Source organism: Longimicrobium sp., from assembly GCF_035474595.1.
GTDB lineage: Bacteria > Gemmatimonadota > Gemmatimonadetes > Longimicrobiales > Longimicrobiaceae > Longimicrobium.
Window position 1 is genome coordinate 1 of the sequence record NZ_DATIND010000045.1, and the last position, 19,907, is coordinate 19,907.

At 72.8% G+C, this 19,907-nt stretch carries 11 protein-coding genes; 6 read left to right on the top strand and 5 right to left on the bottom strand.

The window, feature by feature from the left end; all coding sequences use genetic code 11:
- Nucleotides 1-454 precede the first annotated feature (454 nt).
- Entirely contained in the window at nucleotides 455-1,780 is a 1,326-nt protein-coding gene (locus VLK66_RS07735; protein ID WP_325308814.1) for a DUF1343 domain-containing protein, read from the top strand.
- A 182-nt stretch (nucleotides 1,781-1,962) separates the two neighbouring features.
- On the opposite strand, the gene VLK66_RS07740 is transcribed toward VLK66_RS07735, so the two are convergent.
- Entirely contained in the window at nucleotides 1,963-2,901 is a 939-nt protein-coding gene (locus tag VLK66_RS07740; protein WP_325308815.1) for a TIGR01777 family oxidoreductase, read from the bottom strand.
- A 42-nt stretch (nucleotides 2,902-2,943) separates the two neighbouring features.
- Between VLK66_RS07740 and VLK66_RS07745 the strand changes: the two genes are divergently transcribed.
- From VLK66_RS07745 to VLK66_RS07765, 5 genes are all read left to right on the top strand, one after another.
- Nucleotides 2,944-3,699 (top strand): TetR/AcrR family transcriptional regulator, encoded by a 756-nt coding sequence (locus VLK66_RS07745; protein ID WP_325308816.1) that lies wholly within the window; start codon nucleotides 2,944-2,946, stop codon nucleotides 3,697-3,699.
- A 197-nt stretch (nucleotides 3,700-3,896) separates the two neighbouring features.
- Nucleotides 3,897-4,289 (top strand): BlaI/MecI/CopY family transcriptional regulator, encoded by a 393-nt coding sequence (locus VLK66_RS07750; RefSeq protein ID WP_325308817.1) that lies wholly within the window; start codon nucleotides 3,897-3,899, stop codon nucleotides 4,287-4,289.
- A gap of 4 nt (nucleotides 4,290-4,293) precedes the next feature.
- The gene (locus tag VLK66_RS07755; protein WP_325308818.1) at nucleotides 4,294-5,895 is read left to right on the top strand and encodes a M56 family metallopeptidase; all 1,602 of its coding nucleotides are present in this window, start codon (nucleotides 4,294-4,296) and stop codon (nucleotides 5,893-5,895) included.
- A 409-nt stretch (nucleotides 5,896-6,304) separates the two neighbouring features.
- Nucleotides 6,305-8,926, top strand: coding sequence for a DUF5916 domain-containing protein (locus VLK66_RS07760; RefSeq protein WP_325308819.1), 2,622 nt, complete (start codon nucleotides 6,305-6,307; stop codon nucleotides 8,924-8,926).
- Nucleotides 8,927-9,337: 411 nt separating this feature from the next.
- Nucleotides 9,338-10,321 carry a hypothetical protein gene (locus tag VLK66_RS07765; RefSeq protein ID WP_325308820.1) on the top strand — a complete coding sequence of 328 codons (984 nt, stop codon included), beginning with the start codon at nucleotides 9,338-9,340 and terminating at the stop codon, nucleotides 10,319-10,321.
- Nucleotides 10,322-10,552: 231 nt separating this feature from the next.
- Here the strand turns inward: VLK66_RS07765 and VLK66_RS07770 are convergent, their stop codons facing one another.
- From VLK66_RS07770 to VLK66_RS07785, 4 genes are all read right to left on the bottom strand, one after another.
- Nucleotides 10,553-13,696: an efflux RND transporter permease subunit gene (locus VLK66_RS07770; RefSeq protein WP_325308821.1), complete on the bottom strand. Its 3,144-nt coding sequence runs from the start codon at nucleotides 13,694-13,696 to the stop codon at nucleotides 10,553-10,555.
- Nucleotides 13,693-14,847, bottom strand: coding sequence for a hypothetical protein (locus VLK66_RS07775; RefSeq protein ID WP_325308822.1), 1,155 nt, complete (start codon nucleotides 14,845-14,847; stop codon nucleotides 13,693-13,695). Before VLK66_RS07775 ends, VLK66_RS07770 begins: the two co-directional genes overlap by 4 nt.
- Before the next feature lie 179 nt (nucleotides 14,848-15,026).
- Nucleotides 15,027-18,311: an efflux RND transporter permease subunit gene (locus tag VLK66_RS07780; protein ID WP_325308823.1), complete on the bottom strand. Its 3,285-nt coding sequence runs from the start codon at nucleotides 18,309-18,311 to the stop codon at nucleotides 15,027-15,029.
- 337 nt (nucleotides 18,312-18,648) lie between these two features.
- Nucleotides 18,649-19,842 carry an efflux RND transporter periplasmic adaptor subunit gene (locus VLK66_RS07785; protein ID WP_325308824.1) on the bottom strand — a complete coding sequence of 398 codons (1,194 nt, stop codon included), beginning with the start codon at nucleotides 19,840-19,842 and terminating at the stop codon, nucleotides 18,649-18,651.
- Nucleotides 19,843-19,907: the final 65 nt, after the last annotated feature.

Sequence of the window (19,907 nt, forward strand, 5' to 3'; positions counted from 1 at the left end):
GACGGCGATCCGGTGCGCGGGAGACTAGGAGAGCGGCACGGGCGGATTCGGCAGGCGAGCGATGCGGGGGCAGGAAGAGGCGAAGAGACGGGAGCGGCGCGGATCGAGACAGGAGCGAATGAATTCGCGGCTACAACTTCACACTGTCCGCCTCCGCGGACACCACGGATGGGATTCTGCCGCCCGTGGATGTGTCCGTCTGCCGCAGGGCCGGGACGGGGTTGATTTCGAGCAGGAATCGCGGAACATTGTGCGGCGCATCGGGTTTGAGCGATTGGCCCGCCCGGGCCGCGCCTCCTCCATCACCCCTGAAACCGTGCCGCGCGCGCCGCCCGTATCCACGGGAAGCACGGCGCAGCGGCACGCGCCGGAAAATCCGCTCCGGGTGCGCGAACGTCGCCGGTGCACGTCCGCGCCTGCGCCCGGAGAGCCAGAACCGCAGCCGTCGCAGTCCATGTCCATCTCGCTCCCCGTCCGCATTGCCGCCGCCGGCGCGCTTACTGCCGCCGTCGCCGCCACGGCCGTCTCGCTGTCCTACGGGCAGCGCACGCCGTCGCCCGCCGCCACCATCGCGCACATCGCGCCCGTGCGGGCCACGCCGCCGGCACCCCGCGAGGCGCAGGCGGTGACGCCGGGGCTGGAGGTGCTGCTGCGCGACTCGCTGCACCTGGTGCGGGGCAAGCGGGTGGGGCTCATCACCAACCACACGGCCGTCACCCCCGACGGGCGCAGCGCCATCGACCTGCTGCACCAGCATCCGCAGGTACGGCTGGTGGCGCTCTTTGGGCCGGAGCACGGCATCCGGGGCAACGTAGACGGCGGCGCGCACATCGCTTCGCAGCGCGACGCGCGCACGGGGCTGACCATCCACTCGCTGTACGGCGCCACGCAGCGCCCCACGCCGGCCATGCTGCGCGGCATCGACGTGCTGCTGTTCGACATGCAGGACATCGGCGCGCGGGCGTACACCTACGTCTGGACGATGACGATGGCGATGGAAGAGGCCGCAAAGGCCGGCATCCCCTTCATCGTCCTGGACCGCCCGAACCCCGTGACGGCGCGGGTGGAGGGGCCGCTGATGCAGTTCGAGATGCGTAACCGCGGCCCGCTGATCACCGGGCACTTTCCCGTCCCGCTCCGCCACGGCCTGACGGCGGGCGAGCTCGCGCGGTACGTGAACGGCGAGTACCGTCTGGGCACGCGGCTCACGGTGGTGCCGGCGGACGGCTGGCGGGGCGGCGACTGGTTCGACGAGACGGGGCTGCGCTGGATCAACCCGTCGCCCAACATCCGCACGCTGGACGCGGCGCTCAGCTTCAGCGGGCTGGTGATGCTGGAGACGACCAACCTGAACGTGGGGCGCGGCACCGAGGCGCCGTTCAGCTACGTGGGCGCGCCGTACGTGGACGGCGACGCGCTGCTGCGGCGGGTGCGGGCGTACGGCCTGCCGGGCGTGCGCTTCGAGCGGGCCGAGTGGACGCCGCGCGGGAGCGGGTGGATGCAGTTCGCGGGGCGGCGCTGCCACGGCGTGCGGCTGGCCATCACCGACCGAGAGGCGTACCAGCCGGTGCTGACCGCGCTGGTGTTCCTGGTGGAGTTGCGGAAGATGTATCCCGAGCAGCTGGGGATGGGGTCGATGCGGCAGATGCTGGGGAGCGAGTGGGCCCCCGCCGCCGTGCGCGCCGGCGAGGACCCGCGCAGCATCTTCGCGCGCTGGCAGCAGGAGGACGCGCAGTGGGAGCGCAGCATCGCCCCGTACCGCCTCTACCCCGCGGAGTAGCATCGGCTTCCCCGAACGATCCGGAGGACGCGGAGACGCCCGTCTCCGCGTCCTTTTTGCGCGTCATCCCGATCGACGAATCGGGCGGGCGTTCTCGACCCTCCTGACAGCAGGACATCACACGGAGGAAACGGAGGAACAACATCAGTCCTCCGTTCCCTCCGTGTGAAACCTGTGGCCGGTCACCGGAAGCGGGCGACGAGGTCGCGCGCCGCGGCGGGCCAGGAGGGAAACTCGAACCCGAAGCCGGCGTCGAGCAGGCGGGTTGGGACGACGCGGCGGCTCTTGAGCAGGAGCTCGGTGTCGGTGCGGTGGAAGAACGCGGCGATCTCCATCATCCACCGCGTGGCCGGGACGCCGGCGGGAACGCCCATCGCGCCGCGCAGCGCGCGCATGAACTCGCGCTGGGGAAGGGGTTCCGGCGCGGCGAGGTTCACGGGACCCTCGATGTCCTCACGGTCCAGCAGCCACGCCACGGCGCGCGCCAGGTCGTGGTCGTGGATCCACGAGATGTACTGCGCCCCGCCCGCGATCGCCCCGCCGAGCCCCAGGCGCGTGATCCGGTGGAGGATGCCGAACGTTCCGCCGCGGTCGGGGGCCATCACGATCGCCATCCGCATGGCCACGCGCCGGGTGCGCGGCGTGCTCGCCGCCGCCAGCTCGCGCTCCCACGCCTGCGCGATCTCGATGCTGAAGCGCCAGTAGCCGGGCGCGCCCGGCTCGTGGCCGCCGATCACTCCGGTTTCCTCGTCGTTCGGCGCGTCGAAGCGGTGCGCGTAGATCGTGGCGGTGCTCGCCTGCAGCCACACGCGGGGCGGCCGCGCCGCCGCCTCGATGGCTTGGGCCACCGCGCGCGTGGAGTCGACGCGCGATGCGAGCATCTCCGCCAGATTCGACTTGTCGTAGCGGCAGTTCACGCTGCGCCCCGCCAGGTTGATCACCGCGTCGGCGCCGTCCACCTCGTCCGCCCACGCCCCGAGGTTCCGCCCGTCCCAGTCCACCACCCCCGGCCGGTGCCGCCCGCCCCTGCCGAGCACCACGACCTCGTCGCCGCGTCTCCGCAGGACCTCGGCCAGCACCCGTCCCACCTGCCCCGAACCACCCGGGATCACCACCTTCATCGAGCCACCTCCGGCTTGTGTCCACCCGCGGGTGCAGCTATTATGGTGAACATGTTTACTGATAATAATGACGGCCGTCAAGAGCCCGCCCCGGGCCCGCCCCCGCGGCGCGGGCGCGGCCGGCCGCCCGGCGCCACGCCGCAGGGCGAGGAAACGCGGCGGAAGCTGTACCGGACCGCCATCAACCTCTTCGCAACACGGGGCTACGAGGAGACGACGCTGCGCGAGATCGCGGCCGAGGCCGGCGCCAGCCCGGGGCTCCTGTATCGCTACTTTCCCAGCAAGCGCGCGGTGGTCCTGGCCCTCTACGACGAGCTCTCGCGGGAATTCCAGGAGCGGGCCCGGCACCTTCCGGCCGGCCGCTGGCGCGACCGCTTCGCCTTCGCGCTGGAGACGAGCCTGGACGTGCTGCGGCCGCATCGCGGCACGCTCGTGGCGCTCGTGCCGGTCCTGGTCGGCGGGCGCGACGAGGGCCTCTTCGCGCCGGCCACCGCGTTCTCCCGCGAGCGCGTGCAGAGCGCGTTCGTAGAGGCGGCCAGCCGCGCGGCCGACGCGCCCGCCGGCGCCGACGCCGAAGCGCTGGGCCGCGCGCTCGACCTGGTGCACCTGGCGGTGCTGCTCTTCTGGCTGCTGGACCGCAGCAGCGGGCAGCGCGCCACGGAGGGCCTGGTGGCCCTGATCCGGCGCGTGCTTCCGCCATTCGGGGTGGCGTTCCGCCTGCGCGTGGTCCGCGGCTTCGTGCGCGCGCTCGACGCGCTCGCGCGGGAGGCCTTCTACGGACCTGCGGGGGCGCAATGATCCCGGGCCCCGGGCATCCGCCGAGCCCGCTCGCCTCGTTCGTCCTGTAAAGCTTTCGTGGAGGACCGTCAGACCGAGGCGGGCGCGCGCGTTCACGTGATGCTTGACGGCGCGCGGGCGGGGGGCTAATCATTCCCCGTGCTAGAGATTTAGCAGCCCACTCCCCACGGGCACCGATTCCCAGATCCCCACCCCCGATGAACCGGAACACCGCGCTGAACCAGCTCAGCCGCCGCGAACGGCAGATCATGGATGTGGTCTACCGGATGGGGAAGGCCAGCGTCAGCGAAGTGCTGGAGCGCCTTCCCGACCCGCCCAGCTACTCCGCGGTCCGCGCGCTCATGCGCATCCTGGAAGAGAAGGGGCACCTGAAACACGAGCAGGACGGGCCCCGTTATCTGTATCTGCCCATCGTGCCGCGCGACGCCGTGAAGAGCGACGCGCTGAGCCACCTGGTGCGCACCTTCTTCGGCGGCAGCACCGAGGCCGCGGTGGCCGCGCTGCTGGAGCTGCCGGAGGGAGGCCTGTCGGAGAACGAGCTGGACCGCCTGTCGCAGCTCATCGACGAAGCACGCAAGCAGGGACGCTGACACCATGACCGCCGCCCCCGCCCTGGCGCCCACGCTGGCGCAAGCCGCCCTGATCCTGGCCAAGTCCACGCTGCTGCTGGGCGCGGCCGCGGGCGGGGCGCGGGCGCTGCGGCGGGGCTCGGCCGCGGCGCGGCACCTGGTGTGGGCGCTGGCGCTGGGCGGCCTGATGGCGCTCCCCGCGCTCGTCCTCCTCCTCCCCGACTGGAAGCCGGCGCTCCTCGCCATCCTCCGCCCCCCCGGGTCGGCCGCGGCGTGGACGGCCGCGTCGATCCCGGCCGTCCCCGCATCTCCCCATCCCCTCCTCCTGCTCGCCGCCGCCGTCTGGGCCGCGGGGGCGCTGGTGGTGCTGGGGAGACTGGGGATGGGGCTCCACGGCGTGCGCAAGCTGGCCCGCGCGGCCGAGCCGGTGACGGACCCGCGGTGGACGGAGCTGCTGGAGCGCTTCGCCGCCGCGGTGGGCGTGCGGCGCCCGGTGGCGCTGCTGCGCAGCCGCGAGGCGGCCATGCCGCTCACCTGGGGCGCCTTCCGCCCCGCCATCCTCCTTCCCGCCGAGGCCGACGGGTGGAGCGCGAAGCGGCGCCGCGTGGTGCTGCTCCACGAGCTGGCCCACGTGGCCCGGCGCGACTGCCTGATGCAGCTGGGGGCGGAGATCTGCTGCGCCGTCTACTGGTTCCATCCCGGCGCCTGGTGGGCCGCGCGGCAGATGCGGGTGGAGCGCGAGCAGGCGTGCGACGACCTGGTCCTCTCGGCCGGCGCCCGCGCGTCGGACTACGCCGGACACCTGCTGGACGTGGCCCGCGCCTACCGCGCGCCGGCGCTGGCCGCTGCCATTGCCATGGCGCGGCCCAGCCACCTGGAGGGACGGGTGCGCGCGGTGCTCGAGGCCACGCGCGACCGCCGCGCCGTCACCGGCCGCACCGCCGCCATCTGCGCGGGCGCCGTGCTCCTGGCCACGCTGCCCCTGGCCGCCGTCGCCCCGTCGGAGCGGACGGACGCGCCGCAGGGGGTGGCGTGGCGGATGCCCGGCGCGCGCACCTGGAACCTGGACCCGGCCACGGGCGAGCGGCTGTCGATCCGCGGGAGCGCCGAGGTGATCCGCGCGCCCCGCCCCGCCGCCGTGGCGCCCGCGCCCGCCCCGGCCCGCTCCGCCCCCGCCGCGCCGAAGCGCACGCCGCGGCGCCCGCGCCAGCGCGCGCCGGAACCGCGCCCCGCGCCCACCGTGCGCCTGGCATCCGGCGGCGGCGGGGTGACGGCCACCGTCAGCGGGAACCGCGTGCGCGCCGTCATCTCCGTCCCCCGGGGCGTGCAGGTGCGGGTGGAGGGCCACGGGGTGCGCGCCACCACCTCGCGCGGGCAGCTGCGGGTGGAGGCCGACCTGGACGCGCTGAACCGGCTGGCCGCGCAGCTCTCGCGCCACGCCGTCTCCGCCGCCGACTGCCCCAAGGCGCGCGCCGAGCGGGCCAACGCGCAGCGGAAGCTGGGGAACGACGCGCGCCGCGTGGCCATGGGCCAGAAGCGCGACCTGGGGCTGCGGCTGCTGGGCGAGGTGAGCGGCGGCGTCACCGCCGAGTCCGACGCCGTGGTGGGCGACAGCGGCGGGGCCTGACCGCAGCGAAGGAGCGACCGCCGGGGAAGTCCGCGGCGGTTTTCTCCGCCGGGTGATGCTAAAATATTAGCGGGCGATTAGCATCCCCCCGAACCCACGCTTCGTCCCCGCCGGACGGGCAGTTCGCGGCACCGGGCAAGCGGTTGGCGCTGCAACGCTTGCGCGCTGGCGGAGATAGGCGATTTTTCAGGATGCCGGAAACGGCTGCGCGGCGGTCCCTCCGGGGAGCGCCAGAGCCGCCGGAGGGTTTACAACCTTCCGGGCGATGGGTGAATCAAACTCCCGTCTCCGCGCGTACGGCCGCGCCGTATCCCCGCGAGACGGTCCGGGCAGGACCTTTGACCTTAGATCCCGCAGGCGCCCCGGTCCCTGCGCCTCTTTACCCTCTCCCCCGCTGGAGAACACCCCGATGTTCGATCGCACCTCGTCGCGCATGGCCCTGCTGGCCGCGGCGTTGCTGGCGGCCCGCCCCGCCCTTGCGCAGCAGGTCGCCGCCACCTCCGGGCAGCCCCCGGCGCGCGGCGCCACCGCCGGCTCGCCGCAGCGCACCCTGCGCGCCGCCGCCGCCACCGAGATCCACATGGACGGGAAGCTGGACGAGGCCGCCTGGGCCACGGCCGCCCCCGCCGGCGACTTCGTGCAGCAGTCGCCCAGCGACGGCAGCCCCGCCACGCTGCGCACCGAGGCGCGCGTGCTCTTCGACGGCGAGAACCTGTACGTGGGGATGCGGATGCACGACCCGCATCCCGACTCGATCATGGCGCAGCTCACCCGCCGCGACCAGGGCTCCGAGTCCGACGGCGCGCGGGTGTTCATCGACAGCTACAACGACAAGCGCACCGCCTTCGTCTTCGGCCTCAATCCCAAGGGCGTGAAGGAAGACTTCCTGCGCTACAACGACGGCGAGGGGATCGACTCGGACTGGGACGCGGTGTGGGACGGCGCCGCGCACGTGGACAGCGCCGGGTGGACCGCCGAGTTCCGCATCCCCCTCTCGCAGCTGCGCTTCAACGCCGCCGCGGTGAACGCGGGCGGGCGCTGGGGGCTGAACTTCCGCCGCTACCTGCCGCGCCGCGGCGAGGTGGACTTCTGGAGCCCCATCGCCGCCAACTCCAACGCCTTCGTCTCGCTCTTCGGCGAGCTGGACGGGCTGCAGGGCCTCAGGCAGGCGCACCGGCTGGAGGTGATGCCGTACGTGAGCAGCAAGCTGGACCACCTCCCCACCGCCGACCGCACCCACTTCCGGGGTGCCAGCACCTTCGCGGGGGGGATGGGCGCGGACCTGAAGGCCGGGCTTCCCGGCGGGCTGACCCTGTCGGCCACCATCAACCCCGACTTCGGGCAGGTGGAGGTGGACCCCGCGGTGGTGAACCTGTCGGCGTTCGAGACCTTCTTCCCCGAGCGGCGGCCGTTCTTCGTGGAGGGCGCCGACATCTTCCAGTTCGGCAACCTGAACACCTTCAACAGCTACGGCTTCACGCAGTTCTTCTACTCGCGCCGCATCGGCCGCTCGCCGCAGGGCGCCATCCGGCTGGACGACGTGGACGAGGAGCACGCCCCCGACGCGACGACGATCCTGGGCGCCGGCAAGGTGAGCGGGAAGATCGGCGGGTGGTCGCTGGGCTTCATGGACGCGCTGACCAACCGCGAGAACGGCCAGTACCGCACCTCGGGCGGGGTGGACGGGCGCTACCCCGTGGAGCCGCTGACCAACTACTTCGTGGGGCGGGTGCGGCGCGACTTCCACAAGGGCGCCACGGTGGTGGGGGGGATGGTGACCGGGGTGGGGCGCGACCTGCGCGGCAACGAGTTCGACCCCTTCCTGCGCTCGCGCGCGGCGATGTTCGGGCTCGACGGCTCGCACAGCTGGGGGAACCGCGACTGGACGCTCTCCGGCTACCTGGCGGGAACGCGGGTGAGCGGCTCGGCCGACGCCATCGCGCGGACGCAGCGGGCGGCGGCGCACTACTACAACCGGCCGGACGCCGACTACCTGACCTACGACCCCACGCGCACCTCGCTGGACGGGCACGACGCTGGCTTGTCCCTCAGCCACAGCGGCAAGTGGGACATGTCGGCCACGTACGTGGAGGTGAGCCCGGGGTTCGAGACCAACGACATCGGGTTCATGAACCGGGGCGACTACCGCGCCTTCAGCACCTTCTACGGACAGCGCAACAACACGCTCACGCCCACCTTCCGCAACCGCACCGCGTACATCTACCACAACGCGGCGTGGAACTTCGGCGGCGACGTGATCTACAACGGCGTGGGCACCGGGCTGCAGGCGCAGTGGAAGAACTTCTGGTACAGCCAGCTGAGCGGCACGGTGACGCTTCCCCGCTGGGACGACCGCTCCACGCGCGGCGGGCCGGCCATCCGCCGCGCCGGCGGGTGGACCGTGAACGCCTACCAGAGCACCGACGGGCGCAAGCCGCTGTCGTTCGACCTGTCGGCGGGCCTGGGCGCCGACGGCGACGGCGGGTGGAGCCGCAACGCCGGCGTGAGCGCCACCTACCGCCCCACCTCGTCGGTGCGGGTGAGCGTGGGGCCCAGCCTGACGCGGTCGCGCAACCCCACGCAGTGGGTGGACACGCAGGAGGACCCCACGGCCACGGCCACCTACGGCAACCGCTACATCTTCGCCACGGTGGACGCCACCGAGCTGGCCATGGACACGCGGCTGGACTGGACGTTCACGCCCACGCTGTCGCTGCAGCTGTTCGCGCAGCCGTTCGTCTCGAGCAACGACTTCCACGGCTACCGCTCGCTGGCGCGGCCGCGCAGCTACGACTTCGACCCCTTCGCCACCACCTCGGACGACGACTTCACCTTCGCCTCACTGCGCGGCAACGCGGTGCTGCGCTGGGAGTACCGGCCGGGAAGCACGCTCTTCTTCGTGTGGCAGCAGGACCGCAACGGCGTGACCGACGAGGGCCAGTTCCGCCTGGGCGACGGGATCAGCAACGTGTTCGACCGCGGCTCGCGCAACGTCTTCCTGATCAAGGCCACCTACTGGCTGAACCGGTAGGGCGATCGGGAGACGGGAGATGACGAAGCCGCCCCGGAGAGCGAATCTCCGGGGCGGCTTTCGGTTTGGGAGAGTTGGGGATGATGATCGATGGCAGGCCGGAGAGGCTTAGGTGCGTTCCCGCGCCATCGCTGCCCTCTCCCCGCGCCTTAGAGCGCTCGCCCTCTCCCGTTCCGGGCGAGGGGGGCTGTCCGGCATCGGCGCGGCCTGAAGCCTCTGGCCGCACCGATGCTTCGGTGTGGCGGTGATGGGTGCAGGCGACCTCTCCCGGTACGGGACTGGTGGACGGCCTCGGCCGGCCGGAGAGGGCGCGATGCGGCGTACGAGCACCCAACCTTCCCCCGCGCCCGGGTGTATCATCCTTCATCGGCCCCATCATCCCACGACGTTGCCGCAGAACGACATACGCGCATGATCCGAATCCCCCTGCTCTTCCTCATCTTGATCGCCGCAGCCACGATCTCGCTCCCCGCGCGGGCGGTCGCGCAGCACGAGCATGCGGCGATGGACGGCGGCCACGGCGCGCACGGTGCCGCGCCGCTGTCCGCGCGCGACTCGGCGGAGCTGGCCGCGCAGGTCCAGGCGGTGCGCGCGGCGACGGCGCGGTACCGCGACCACGCGAGCGCGGTGGCGGACGGATACCGGCGCTTCGGCCAGGAGTCGCCGCTGATGGGCGAGCACTGGTACCGGCCGGACCTGGTCGGGCGGCCGCTCGATCTCCAGCATCCGTCCACGCTGCAGTACGTGAACATCGGCGGGCGGAAGGTGCTCGCCGGCGTGGCCTACACCGTCTACCGCCGTCCGGGCGATCCCGTCCCCGCGGGGTTCGCCGGGAGCGCGGACGCGTGGCACACGCACGACATCGCGCACCTGGCCGACGCCGCCACCGAGGACCGGCCGCTGCTGCACGGCATCGTCCGGCGCCGCATCCGCAACGGGCGGGTGGGGCCGGAGGGGCGCACCCTGCTGACCATGGTGCACGCGTGGGTGTGGCTCGACAACCCGGACGGAATGTTCGCGCAGGAGCATCGCGCACTGCCGTACCTGCGCGCCGGGCTCCCGTCCACGTGGGCGGCGGGCGCGGACGAGGCGGTGGCGCAGGGGATCGCGCTCCTCGCCCCCGGCGCATGCGCGGGCGAGGTGAGGCGCACCGGGCAGCTCGCCCGCACGGACGGCGCGCAGAACCGGATGCTGGCCTCCGCGTGCGAGCAGTCGGCGGCGCGGGTCCGCGCCGCGCTCGCCCGCCGCCGCGAGGCCGCCACGGTGAACGCCGCCGCCGCCCGCGCGTGGACCGGCTACGAGGCGGCGCACGACCGCATCCTCCGCGCGGACCAGCGCGCCCGCATGCAGCGCATTCTGGGCGCCGCGATGGAGCACGACATGATGGTGATGTAGAAGAACGGCGGGTCACGCAGAGGCCGCGGAGGGCGCAGAGGAACTCATCGGAGTCCTCTGCGCCCTCTGTTCGGGATCAATCGTGCGATTTCGGCAGCGCACGTGCGACCTCACCTGTAGATCCTTCGGCCTGCAACCGCTCGTGCGGGGGTGACTTCGGTGTGGCCGGCCTCAGGATGACGTCTCTCCGTGTCCGTCATGCACAGGTGATTGCCGGACCCGGTATGCGGTTCAGGATGCCGGGACCGGCGGGGAGATCGGCGGGACGCGCATTGTCGCCGTCGCGGCCAGCTTGGCCAGGCGGCGGCGCTCGGGGCCGCGCTCGAAGAGGAGGTAGAGCGCGGGCGTCACCGTCAGCACCAGAATCGTGGAACTGGCGAGGCCGCCCAGGAGCGAGAAGCCGAGCGCGTTCCAGATGTTCGCGTCCGCCGCCTTGCTGAACAGGACGAGCGGAAGGAGGCCGATGACGGTGACCGAGCTGGTCATCAGGATCGGCCGCACGCGCTCCAGCGTTCCCTGCACGATCGCGTCGTGGAGCGCGACTCCGTCGTGGCGCCGCACCTGGTTCACCCGGTCGATCAGCAGCACCGCGTTGTTCACCACCACACCGCCCATCATGACCACCCCGATGAACGCCTCGCGGGTGAAGCTGGCGTTGGTGAAGAAGTAGATGAGGAAGACGCCGATCAGCGCCATCGGCACCGTCAGCAGCACGCACATCGGCTGGCGCACGGACTCGAACAGTCCCGCGCACACCATGAAGACGAGGACGAGGGAGAAGGCCAGCACGCCGTAGATCTGCCCCTTCTCGTCATCCCCCCACTTCCACTCCTTCTTCCCCACCAGCTGGTAGCCGGCGGGAAGGCGCGTGGAGCGGATCACCGCCTCCTGCACGCGGTCGCCCAGCCTGGCCGGGCCGCGGAACTCGTACGCCACCGTGCGCTGGTACTGCTGGTCCTCGCGGAGGATGCGGGCCAGCACCTCGCGCTCGCCCAGCGTGGCCACCTCGCCCAGCCGCACCGGCTCGCCGCCGGGCGCGGGGATGGTGAGCGCCTCCAGCTGCCGCAGCTCCAGCGTGCGGCTCCCCGCCAGCTGAACGGAGAAGGTCATCTCCTCGTCGCCCACGCGCACGAAGCTGCGGCGCTCGTCGCGCCCCACCGCGGCGGCCACGCGCCGGACCACGGCCTGTGCGGTCAGCGCGTGCATCGCCAGCCGCTGCCGGTCGATGCGCACCACCACCTCGGTCGCCCGGTCGTGCTCGAACCACTGGCCGCTGGCGTTGGTGTCCACCTCCCGGATGCGCGAGAAGCGCTTCAGCCGCTCGCCCAGGTCCTCGGCGATGGAGCGCACCTGCTCGTAGTTGTAGCCCAGCACGCGGATGGTGTAGTTGGGCGGCGACCCGCCCCCGCCGTAGAACGACGGCCCGTACCCGTACACCCGCACCTCGCTGCCGCCGAAGAGGTGGCTGTACGCCTCCATCTGCTCCTTGATGGCCAGCGGGATCGCCGTCGCCTGCAGCGAATCCGGGAAGTCCACGCGGATGTCCGCGGCCTCGGGGTACACGCGGGTGGTGAAACGCGCCACCTCGGGCATCTCCCCCAGCTTTTGCTCGAACTGCCGCGCCAGCGCGTCGGTGTTGGCCAGTTCCTCGCCGCGCGGCTGCTCCACCTGGATGCGGATGTACGAGTCCTCGTCCCACCACGGCCGCCACAGGGTGCCGCGGGTGACGTACTTCTGGAACAGGAACCCCGACCCCGCCAGCATCACCACGGGAACGGCGACGGCGACCCACGGGCGGCGCAGGGTGAAGCGCACCATCGACCCGTACACGCGCGTGTACCACGGCGGCCGCCCGTCCGCGCGCCGGTGCAGCACCAGCGCGCGCCGCCCCAGCAGCCGCGACGCCAGGGCCGGCGTGAACGAGAACGCGGCGGCGAGCGAGGCCAGGTTCGTCAGCCCCACCACGATGGCCAGCGGAACGTAGAAGAGCCGGACCTCGCCCTGCAGGTAGATGAAGGGAACGAAGACGATGACGTTCGTCGCCGTCGCGGCGAGGACGGGGAGGACGACCTCCCGGGCGCCGCGCTCGGCGGCCGCGGCGGGATCTTCCCCCGGGCGGGCGCGGCGATAGATGTTCTCCAGCACGACCACGGCGTTGTCGATCACCACGCCGAAGCCCATCGCCAGCCCCATCAGCGTGAGCACGTTCAGCGTCAGCCCGCCGAAATAGATCAGGTTCAGGGTGATGAGCACCGCGAAGGCGATGCTGCTGAACACGATTATCGCCGAGCGGAAGGAGCGCAGGAAGGCGAAGAGGACGATGAAGACGACGAGCGCCGACGAGAGCGCGCGCCAGCGCAGGTCGGTGAGCTGCGCGCGCACCGCGCGGCTCTCGTCCTCGTCCAGGATCAGCCGCGCGCCGGGAAGGAGGCTCCCCCTCGTCTCCCGCAGCCGCGCCTTCACCCGATCGGCGACGGAGACGACGTTCGTCCCCACCTCCTTGAAGACCTGGAAGGATACGGCGGGCTGCCCGTCGATGCGGTAGAGCTGCGACGGATCGTCGTAGGTGTCGCGCACCTCGGCCACGTCGCGCAGCCGCACGATCCGCCCGCGGTCCGACAGCAGCGGCATCGCCCGCACGTCGTCGACCCCGGCGGGGCGCTCGCGGATGGCGACGGTGTACAGCATCCCCCCCCGCCGTACCGCGCCGGCCTCGCGCACGTACTCCATCCCCGCCACCCGCGCGCGGACGTCCTCGGGGTCCAGGCCCAGGGCGAGGATCTTCGGCTCGCTGAGCTCCACCTCCAGCACGCGGTCGCGCCCGCCCCAGGCGCGCACGTCGGCCACGCCGGCCAGCTGGCGCAGGTCGGGGGCGACCTGCTCGTCCACGTGGCGGCGCAGCGCCTGGGCGGTGTAGGGGCCGGTGATGGTGTAGAGGAGGAAGGGCTTGCGCTGCTTCTCGAACTCGGGCGGAACGTACGGCTCCACCCGGGGATGCAGCGCGCCGCGCGGGAGCTGCTCCTCGAGCGCGGCCAGGCGCTCGGATAGGTCGAGCCGCGCGAAGTCCATGTCCGTCCCGCGCGCGAACTGCACGTCCACGGTGGACACGCCGGCGCCGTTCCGCTCCTCGGAGACGGACTCGACCTTCTCCACCCCGCGCACCTGCTGCACCGCCGCCTCGACGGGCGAGGTGAGGAACGCCTCGGTCTGCTCCGGGCTGGAGCCGCGCCAGGTGGAGGTCACGCGCAGCCGCGGCAGCTCGGTCGCCGGAAGCAGCTCCACCGGCATCTTCACCCAGCTGGCGACGCCCAGGAGGGCGAGGCCCGCGTACCCCATCGCCACGGCCACGGGGCGGCGGATGGAGAAGCGGATCACGGCGCCGCCTTCCGGGCCCGCCCGGCGACGGCGGTGACCTCGTGCAGCGAGAAGCCGATGGCGTACGCGGCCAGCCAATAAGCCCCGAGGCCGGGGCGCCGCTCCAGCGCGAAGAGGACCCCGCGGTCGAACGCGAAGTCCAGCCACGGCGCGTCGAAGTCTACCCGGCCCAGGTACACGCCCTCGGCGGAGAGCACGTCCACGCGCGTCCCCACACCGTCCGGGGCCACGCTCCACACCGCGAAGCGCCGCCCCGCCTCGTCGTAGCGGACGCCGCGCACCGGCCGCATCGCATCGTTCACCGCCTTCACCGAGTCGATCAGCGCGGGCGGCGTCTCCTCGCCCGCCAGCGCGTACTCGCCCAGCCGCGCCTGCAGGCGGCCGGCGAGGGGGCCGTCCACGCCGGACGCGGAGCGGTCGATGTCCACGCGGCGCGTGCGGCGGCCGTTCGCGTCGACCACGCGGAAGGCGGGGAGATAGCAGGAAGACTGGATCAGGCGCCGGCCGCCGGAGACGCGGGCGCATCCGGACGCCTTCGGATCGGCGGGGGCGGGGGGGAGGCTCAGCGTGGCGTCGCGGGCCGGCTCCTCGCCGACGACCCGCCAGTCGAGCGCGCCCTCGCCGCGGTCGGTGACGGCGAAGCGGCGGTTCCCCACGGCCACGACGGCGGCCGACGGGCTGGCCGCCACGCTCCGGCGCTCGGGCCCGAACTCCTCGGTGATGAAGATCTGCTCGTACGAGGTGTCGGCCACGGCCAGCAGCCCGCCGGACCAGGCGATCCCCGTGGGTCCGCGGAAGGAGACGTAGCGGTCGGCGCGCGGCCCCATCAGCCCGCTGCGCAGCACCGTGTGGATGGCGCGGGCGCGCGGGTCCAGCACGAACACCCGCTCGGGAGAGAGGGCGATGCGGATCGGCTCCTCCCAGTCCGCGCCCTGCGCCGTCCAGAGCCGGTCCACCCGCGCCGAGTCGAGCGGGTAGACGGGGCGGTCGGGGTTCGCCACGCTGTCGCGCGCGGCGACGAGTTCCACCTCGCCTACCAGCCCGGCCCGCAGCCCCTCGATCGCCGCGCCCTCCGCGCCCTCGCGGGGAGGACGGGGAGCGGGGGAGCACCCGCCCGCGGCGAAGACGATCATCGCGAGGGCGGCGAGCACGCCCTTCCGTCCCCGCGTGGAAGGAGACGGCGAGCCGTGGAGGGCTCGGCATGCGATGAGTATCCGAATTTTTTTCTCGGAGGGTGATTCCCCGGCGCGCGGGTGCCGGGCGATCACCATCCTCGATGACGCAGTTAAGACAGCAGGGATCGATCGGGGGGTTCGGGCGCGCGACGGCATCAGTCCCCCGCGACCAGGCCCGGCGCGGCGACCGGGTGATTGCGCACACCGTCCGACATCTCCTCCGCCGCGGCGGGGACGGGCCTGGGGGACGCGGCGGGTGAGGGCGAAGGGCCGGCGGACGGGATGGCGGACGGAGCACGGAACCAACGGAGCATGCGCTCCTGCAGCTCCTCCAGCAGGTCGTAGGAGACGGGGATGACGACGAGCGTCAGCGCGGTCGCGCTCAGCAGCCCGCCGAAGACCGCCATCGCCAGCGGCGCCTGCAGCTCGCCGCCGGCGCCGATCCCCAGCGCCATCGGCAGCAGCCCCAGCATGGCGGTGATGGTGTTCATCACGATGGGCCGGAAGCGCGCGTGGCCCGCGGCGCGGATGGCGTCGTGGCGGCCCATCCCCTGGCGGCGCATCTGGTTGATGAAGTCGAGCTTCACCACCGCGTCGTTGTCCACGATGCCGACCAGGATCACGATCCCGATCAGGCTCATGGTGTTGATCCCCGATCCCCCCACCCAGAGCGCCACCGCCGCCCCGAACGCCGCGAGCGGGACGGCGAGGAGGATGATGAAGGGGTGGAGCAGGCTCTCGAACTCGGCGGCGAGGAGCATGTAGCACAGGACGAGCGCGAGGGAGAAGGCGAGCGCCAGGTCGCGGAACCCCTTCCGCATCTCCTCGTTCTCGCCGCCGATCTCCGCGCGCAGCCCGTGCGGCGGCGGCACCGAGGCCAGCGCGCCGCGCACCGCCTCCACCGCGCGCGTCACCCCGCCGCCGCCGGCCACGTCCGCCAGCACCGTCACCACGCGTCCCTGGTCCACGCGGCGGATCTCCGCCGGCCCGCTGGCGGTGCGCACGTGCACGAGCTCGCGCAGCGGAACGCCGTCCACGGTGAGCGTCTCCAGCGTTTCCGCGCTGCGGCGGGCGCTCTCGGGAAGGCGGACCACGATGGGGACCCGGCGGTCGAAGTCCACCAGCTGCGTGGCCTCCTTCCCCTTCATGTACGCCTCCACCGTCGCCGCCACGCGCGACGGGTCCATCCCGTACGCCGCCGCGCGCTCGCGATCGATCTCCACCCGCACCTCGGGCTGCCCCATCTCCGTCCCCACGCGTACGTTGGCGACCGAGTGGACGGAGAGGAGGCGCGACCGGACCTGCGCCGCGTAGGCCATCGCCGCGTCCAGGTCCTCGCCGCGGATGCGCACGGACAGGTCGCTCTCCCCCGCGCCCAGCAGGCGGCCGAGCTGCGTGGCCTGCCCCGTCTCCAGCGTCACCGCCCCCGCGGGAAAGCCGCCCAGGCGCGTCCTGAGCCGGCGGAGCGCCTCCGCCGTCGCCGCGCCGTCGCGGAGCCGCACCTCCAGCGTGGCGGTGTTCAGCCCGCTCTCGCTCTCGTCCATCCCCGCGACCGCCACCTGCCGGCCCACGCGCGAGAACACGGCCTCCACCGCGGGGTCCGCGCGGATCGCGCGCTCCAGCCGCGCCGCATCGGCCGCCGTCGTCTCCAGCGGCGTCCCCCGCGGCAGCTCCAGCCGCGCGCGGAAGGACCCCTGATCGACCTCCGGCAGCACGCTCCGCGGCAGCGACGCCAGGATCCACAGCCCCGCGACGAGGAGGGTGAGCGCCACCGCCATCGTCCGCCCGCGGTGCCGCATCCCCATCTCCAGCAGCCGCTCGTACCGCCCCAGCAGCCGCGCGAAGCCGCGGTCGAAGGCGTCCAGCGGGCGGCTCATCTGCCGCGCCAGCCAGCCGTGCCGCCGCGTGCCGTGCTCGTCCGTCGCCGCGTCCCACCGCGCCGCCATCGCCGGCAGCAGCGTGACGGCGACGACGATAGAGGCGAGGAGCGAGAACGAGACGCTGAGCGCCAGCGCGCCCAGCATCTGCCCCGCGACGCCCTCGATGTACACGATGGGCCCGAAGACGGCGATGTTGGTGAGCGTCGAGGCGATGATCGCGCGCTGCACCTCCTCCGTCCCCAGCGCGGCCGCCGCGGCGGCGCGCGCGCCCAGCTCGCGGTGCCGGAAGATGTTCTCCAGCACCACGATGGAGTTGTCCATCAGCAGCCCCACCCCCAGCGCCAGCCCGCCCAGGCTCATGATGTTGAGCGTGACGTGCGTGGCCTCGAGCAGCGCGAAGGTCGCGATCAGGGAGATGGGGATGACGAGCGCCACCGCGACCGGGTAGCGCCACTCGCGCAGGAAGAAGAAGAGGACGAGGAACGCGAGGATGCCGCCGAGGATGACCTCCTGCACCACGTTGGAGAGCGCGTCGGAGATGAAGCCGGCCTGGCTGGTGGCCACCTCCAGCTTCACCTCGGGATACTCGCGCCGGAGCTGGACCAGCACCCGCTCCACCTCGCGGGTGACGCGGACGGTGTTGGCGCCGGCGTTCTTGAACACCATCAGCCCCACCGCTTCCGCGCCGTTGTAGCGGGCGATGGACTCGCGCTCCTGGAAGCCGTCGTCCACCCGCGCCACGTCGCGCACCAGCACCTGCCCGGGAAGCGGCACCGCACCGTTCGCCGGCGGCGGCGCGCTCCCCGTCCCCGGCTGTGAGGCGCGGCGCACGGGGATGGCGGCGATCTCGGCGGTCGACTGCAGCTCGCCCAGCGTGCGCAGCGAATAGCGGTAGCGCCCGCGGCGGATGGTGCCGCCGGGGGCGCTCGCGTTGGCCTGCGCCAGCGCGCCGGCCACGTCGTCGATCGTCAGCCCGTAGCTCTCCAGCAGCCGCGGATCGACCTCCACGTGCACTTCCCGTTCGACGCCGCCGGTCACCGTGGCCTGCGCGACGCCGCCGATCTGCTCCAGCCGCCGCTTGAAGACGGCCTCGGCCAGCTCCTTCAGCTGCGGCAGGTCGCGCTGGCCGGCCACGCTCACCGCCATGATCGGCTCGCTGCGCGGGTCGGTGCGCAGCACGACCGGGCGCGCGGCCAGCTCGGGGAGCGCGTCGCGGATGTTGTCCAGCTTCTCGCGCGTGTTCAGCGCGGCGAAGTCCATGTCGGTGCCCCACGCGAACCGCGCGGTGACGAGCGACTGGCCCTCGCGCGTGACGCTTTCCACGCGCTGCACGCCGGGCACGGTGCTGACCGCCTGCTCCACCGGCTCGGTGATGAAGCGCTCCACCTCGGCCGGCGCGGCGCTCGGGTCGGTGGTGTAGACCACCAGACGGGGATAGGCCACGTCGGGAAGGAGGTCGATCGGGAGGCGCACGAACGACAGCACCCCCAGGAACACGACCCCCAGGAAGAACATGGCGACCGCCACGGGCCGCTGGATGGCGATGCGGGGGAGCGACAACGTCCCTCGTTCTCGTCAGGTAGGTGGGTTGAACGGCGGGCTCAATCCCTCCCGCAGGTGCGCGCCCGAGTCCTCGCGCCGCCCTCACCCCGCGCCGGAGGGCGCGACCCTCTCCCGTCCCGGGAGAGGGTGGCCGTCCAGCATCCGTGCCGTTGTTCGACTATTCTCGCACGGATGCATGGAGTGGCGCCGATGCCGGAAAGCTACCTCTCCCGGTACGGGAGAGGTGGACGGCCCAGGCCGGCCGGAGAGGGCGCGATGGCGGCTCGCGAACGAAAACCTGTCCCACGCCGAGCAATGCCGAGCAATCGCCCGCGCGGATGTCCCGCCGCAGCCTCTACCGCGGCGCCGAAGTCGCGCCTGCGTCGTCCTTCAGGTCGTCCACCAGGCGCACGCGGGCGTCGTGGATGAGCGTGTAGTGGCCCTCCGTCAGCACCGTCTCGCCGGGCTTCACGCTGTCCGTCTCCTCGCTGGGCACGATCTCCACCATCGAGTCGTTCTGCAGGCCGGTGGTCACGTAGCGCCACTTGGCCAGCCCGTGCCCGTTCCGCCCGTCGAACACGAACAGCATGGTGCGCCGGTCGCGCTCCAGGATGGCCGAGCGCGGCACCAGCACGCGGTCGGCGAAGCGGCGCGCCTCCAGCGACACGCGCGCGTACATCCCCGGCAGGATGCGCCCCTGCGGGTTGGGCACCACCACCGTCACCCGGGCCGTCCGCGTCCCGCCGTCCACCACCGGGTTGATCGTCTCCACCGTGCCGGTGAACGGCTCCGGGAAGGCGGCAAAGGCAACCCGCGCCTTGCGGCCGGCGGAAAGGAAGCCGACCTCGCTCTCCAGCACCTGCACCTCCACCCGGATCGGGTCGAGCGACACCACCGTCATCAGCTCGTCGCCCGCGCGCACCCACTGGCCGGGCACCACCTTCAGCGACGCCACGCGCCCGCCGAACGGCGCCCCGATGCGGGTGCGCGAAAGATCCAGCTGCGCCTTGCGCAACCGCACCTCGGCCGCGTCCAGCCCCGTCTTCGCGCGCGCGAAGGCGGCGCGGTCGGCGCGCACGGCCGGGTCGCGGATCTCCTCGTCCAGCAGCGTAGCCTCGCGGTAGCTGGCCTGCGCCTGCCGCAGGTTGGCCTGCGCCTCCTCCACCGCCAGCCCGTACTCCGCCGCGTCCAGCCCCATCAGCAGCTGCCCGCTTCCCACCGCGTCGTTCTCGCGCACCGGCAGGGTGCTCACCCGGCCGGTGACCTGCGCCACCACCACCGTCTTCTTCCACCCCTCCGCCTGCCCGGCCGCGTTCACGGCCACCACCAGCGTGTCGCGCACGGCGGCCACGCCCTTCACGGGAATTGCCACGTCGGTGCTGAAGCTGCCGCTCGCCGAGGTGCGCGGGCGGGCCCTCGATGCGCCGCCGTCGTCCCCGTCGCCCGGCTGCTGCGCGGCGCGGATGCGCCCGTAGATCCCCACCGACGTGGCGAACACCAGCGCCAGCACGGCGAAGGCGATCAGGAAGGGGCGGAATGAAGGCTTCATGCGTGAACAGTGGGTCGCGTGGTCCTGGATCCGACCGTCCCGCGAGTGGGAGGGAATCCCAATCT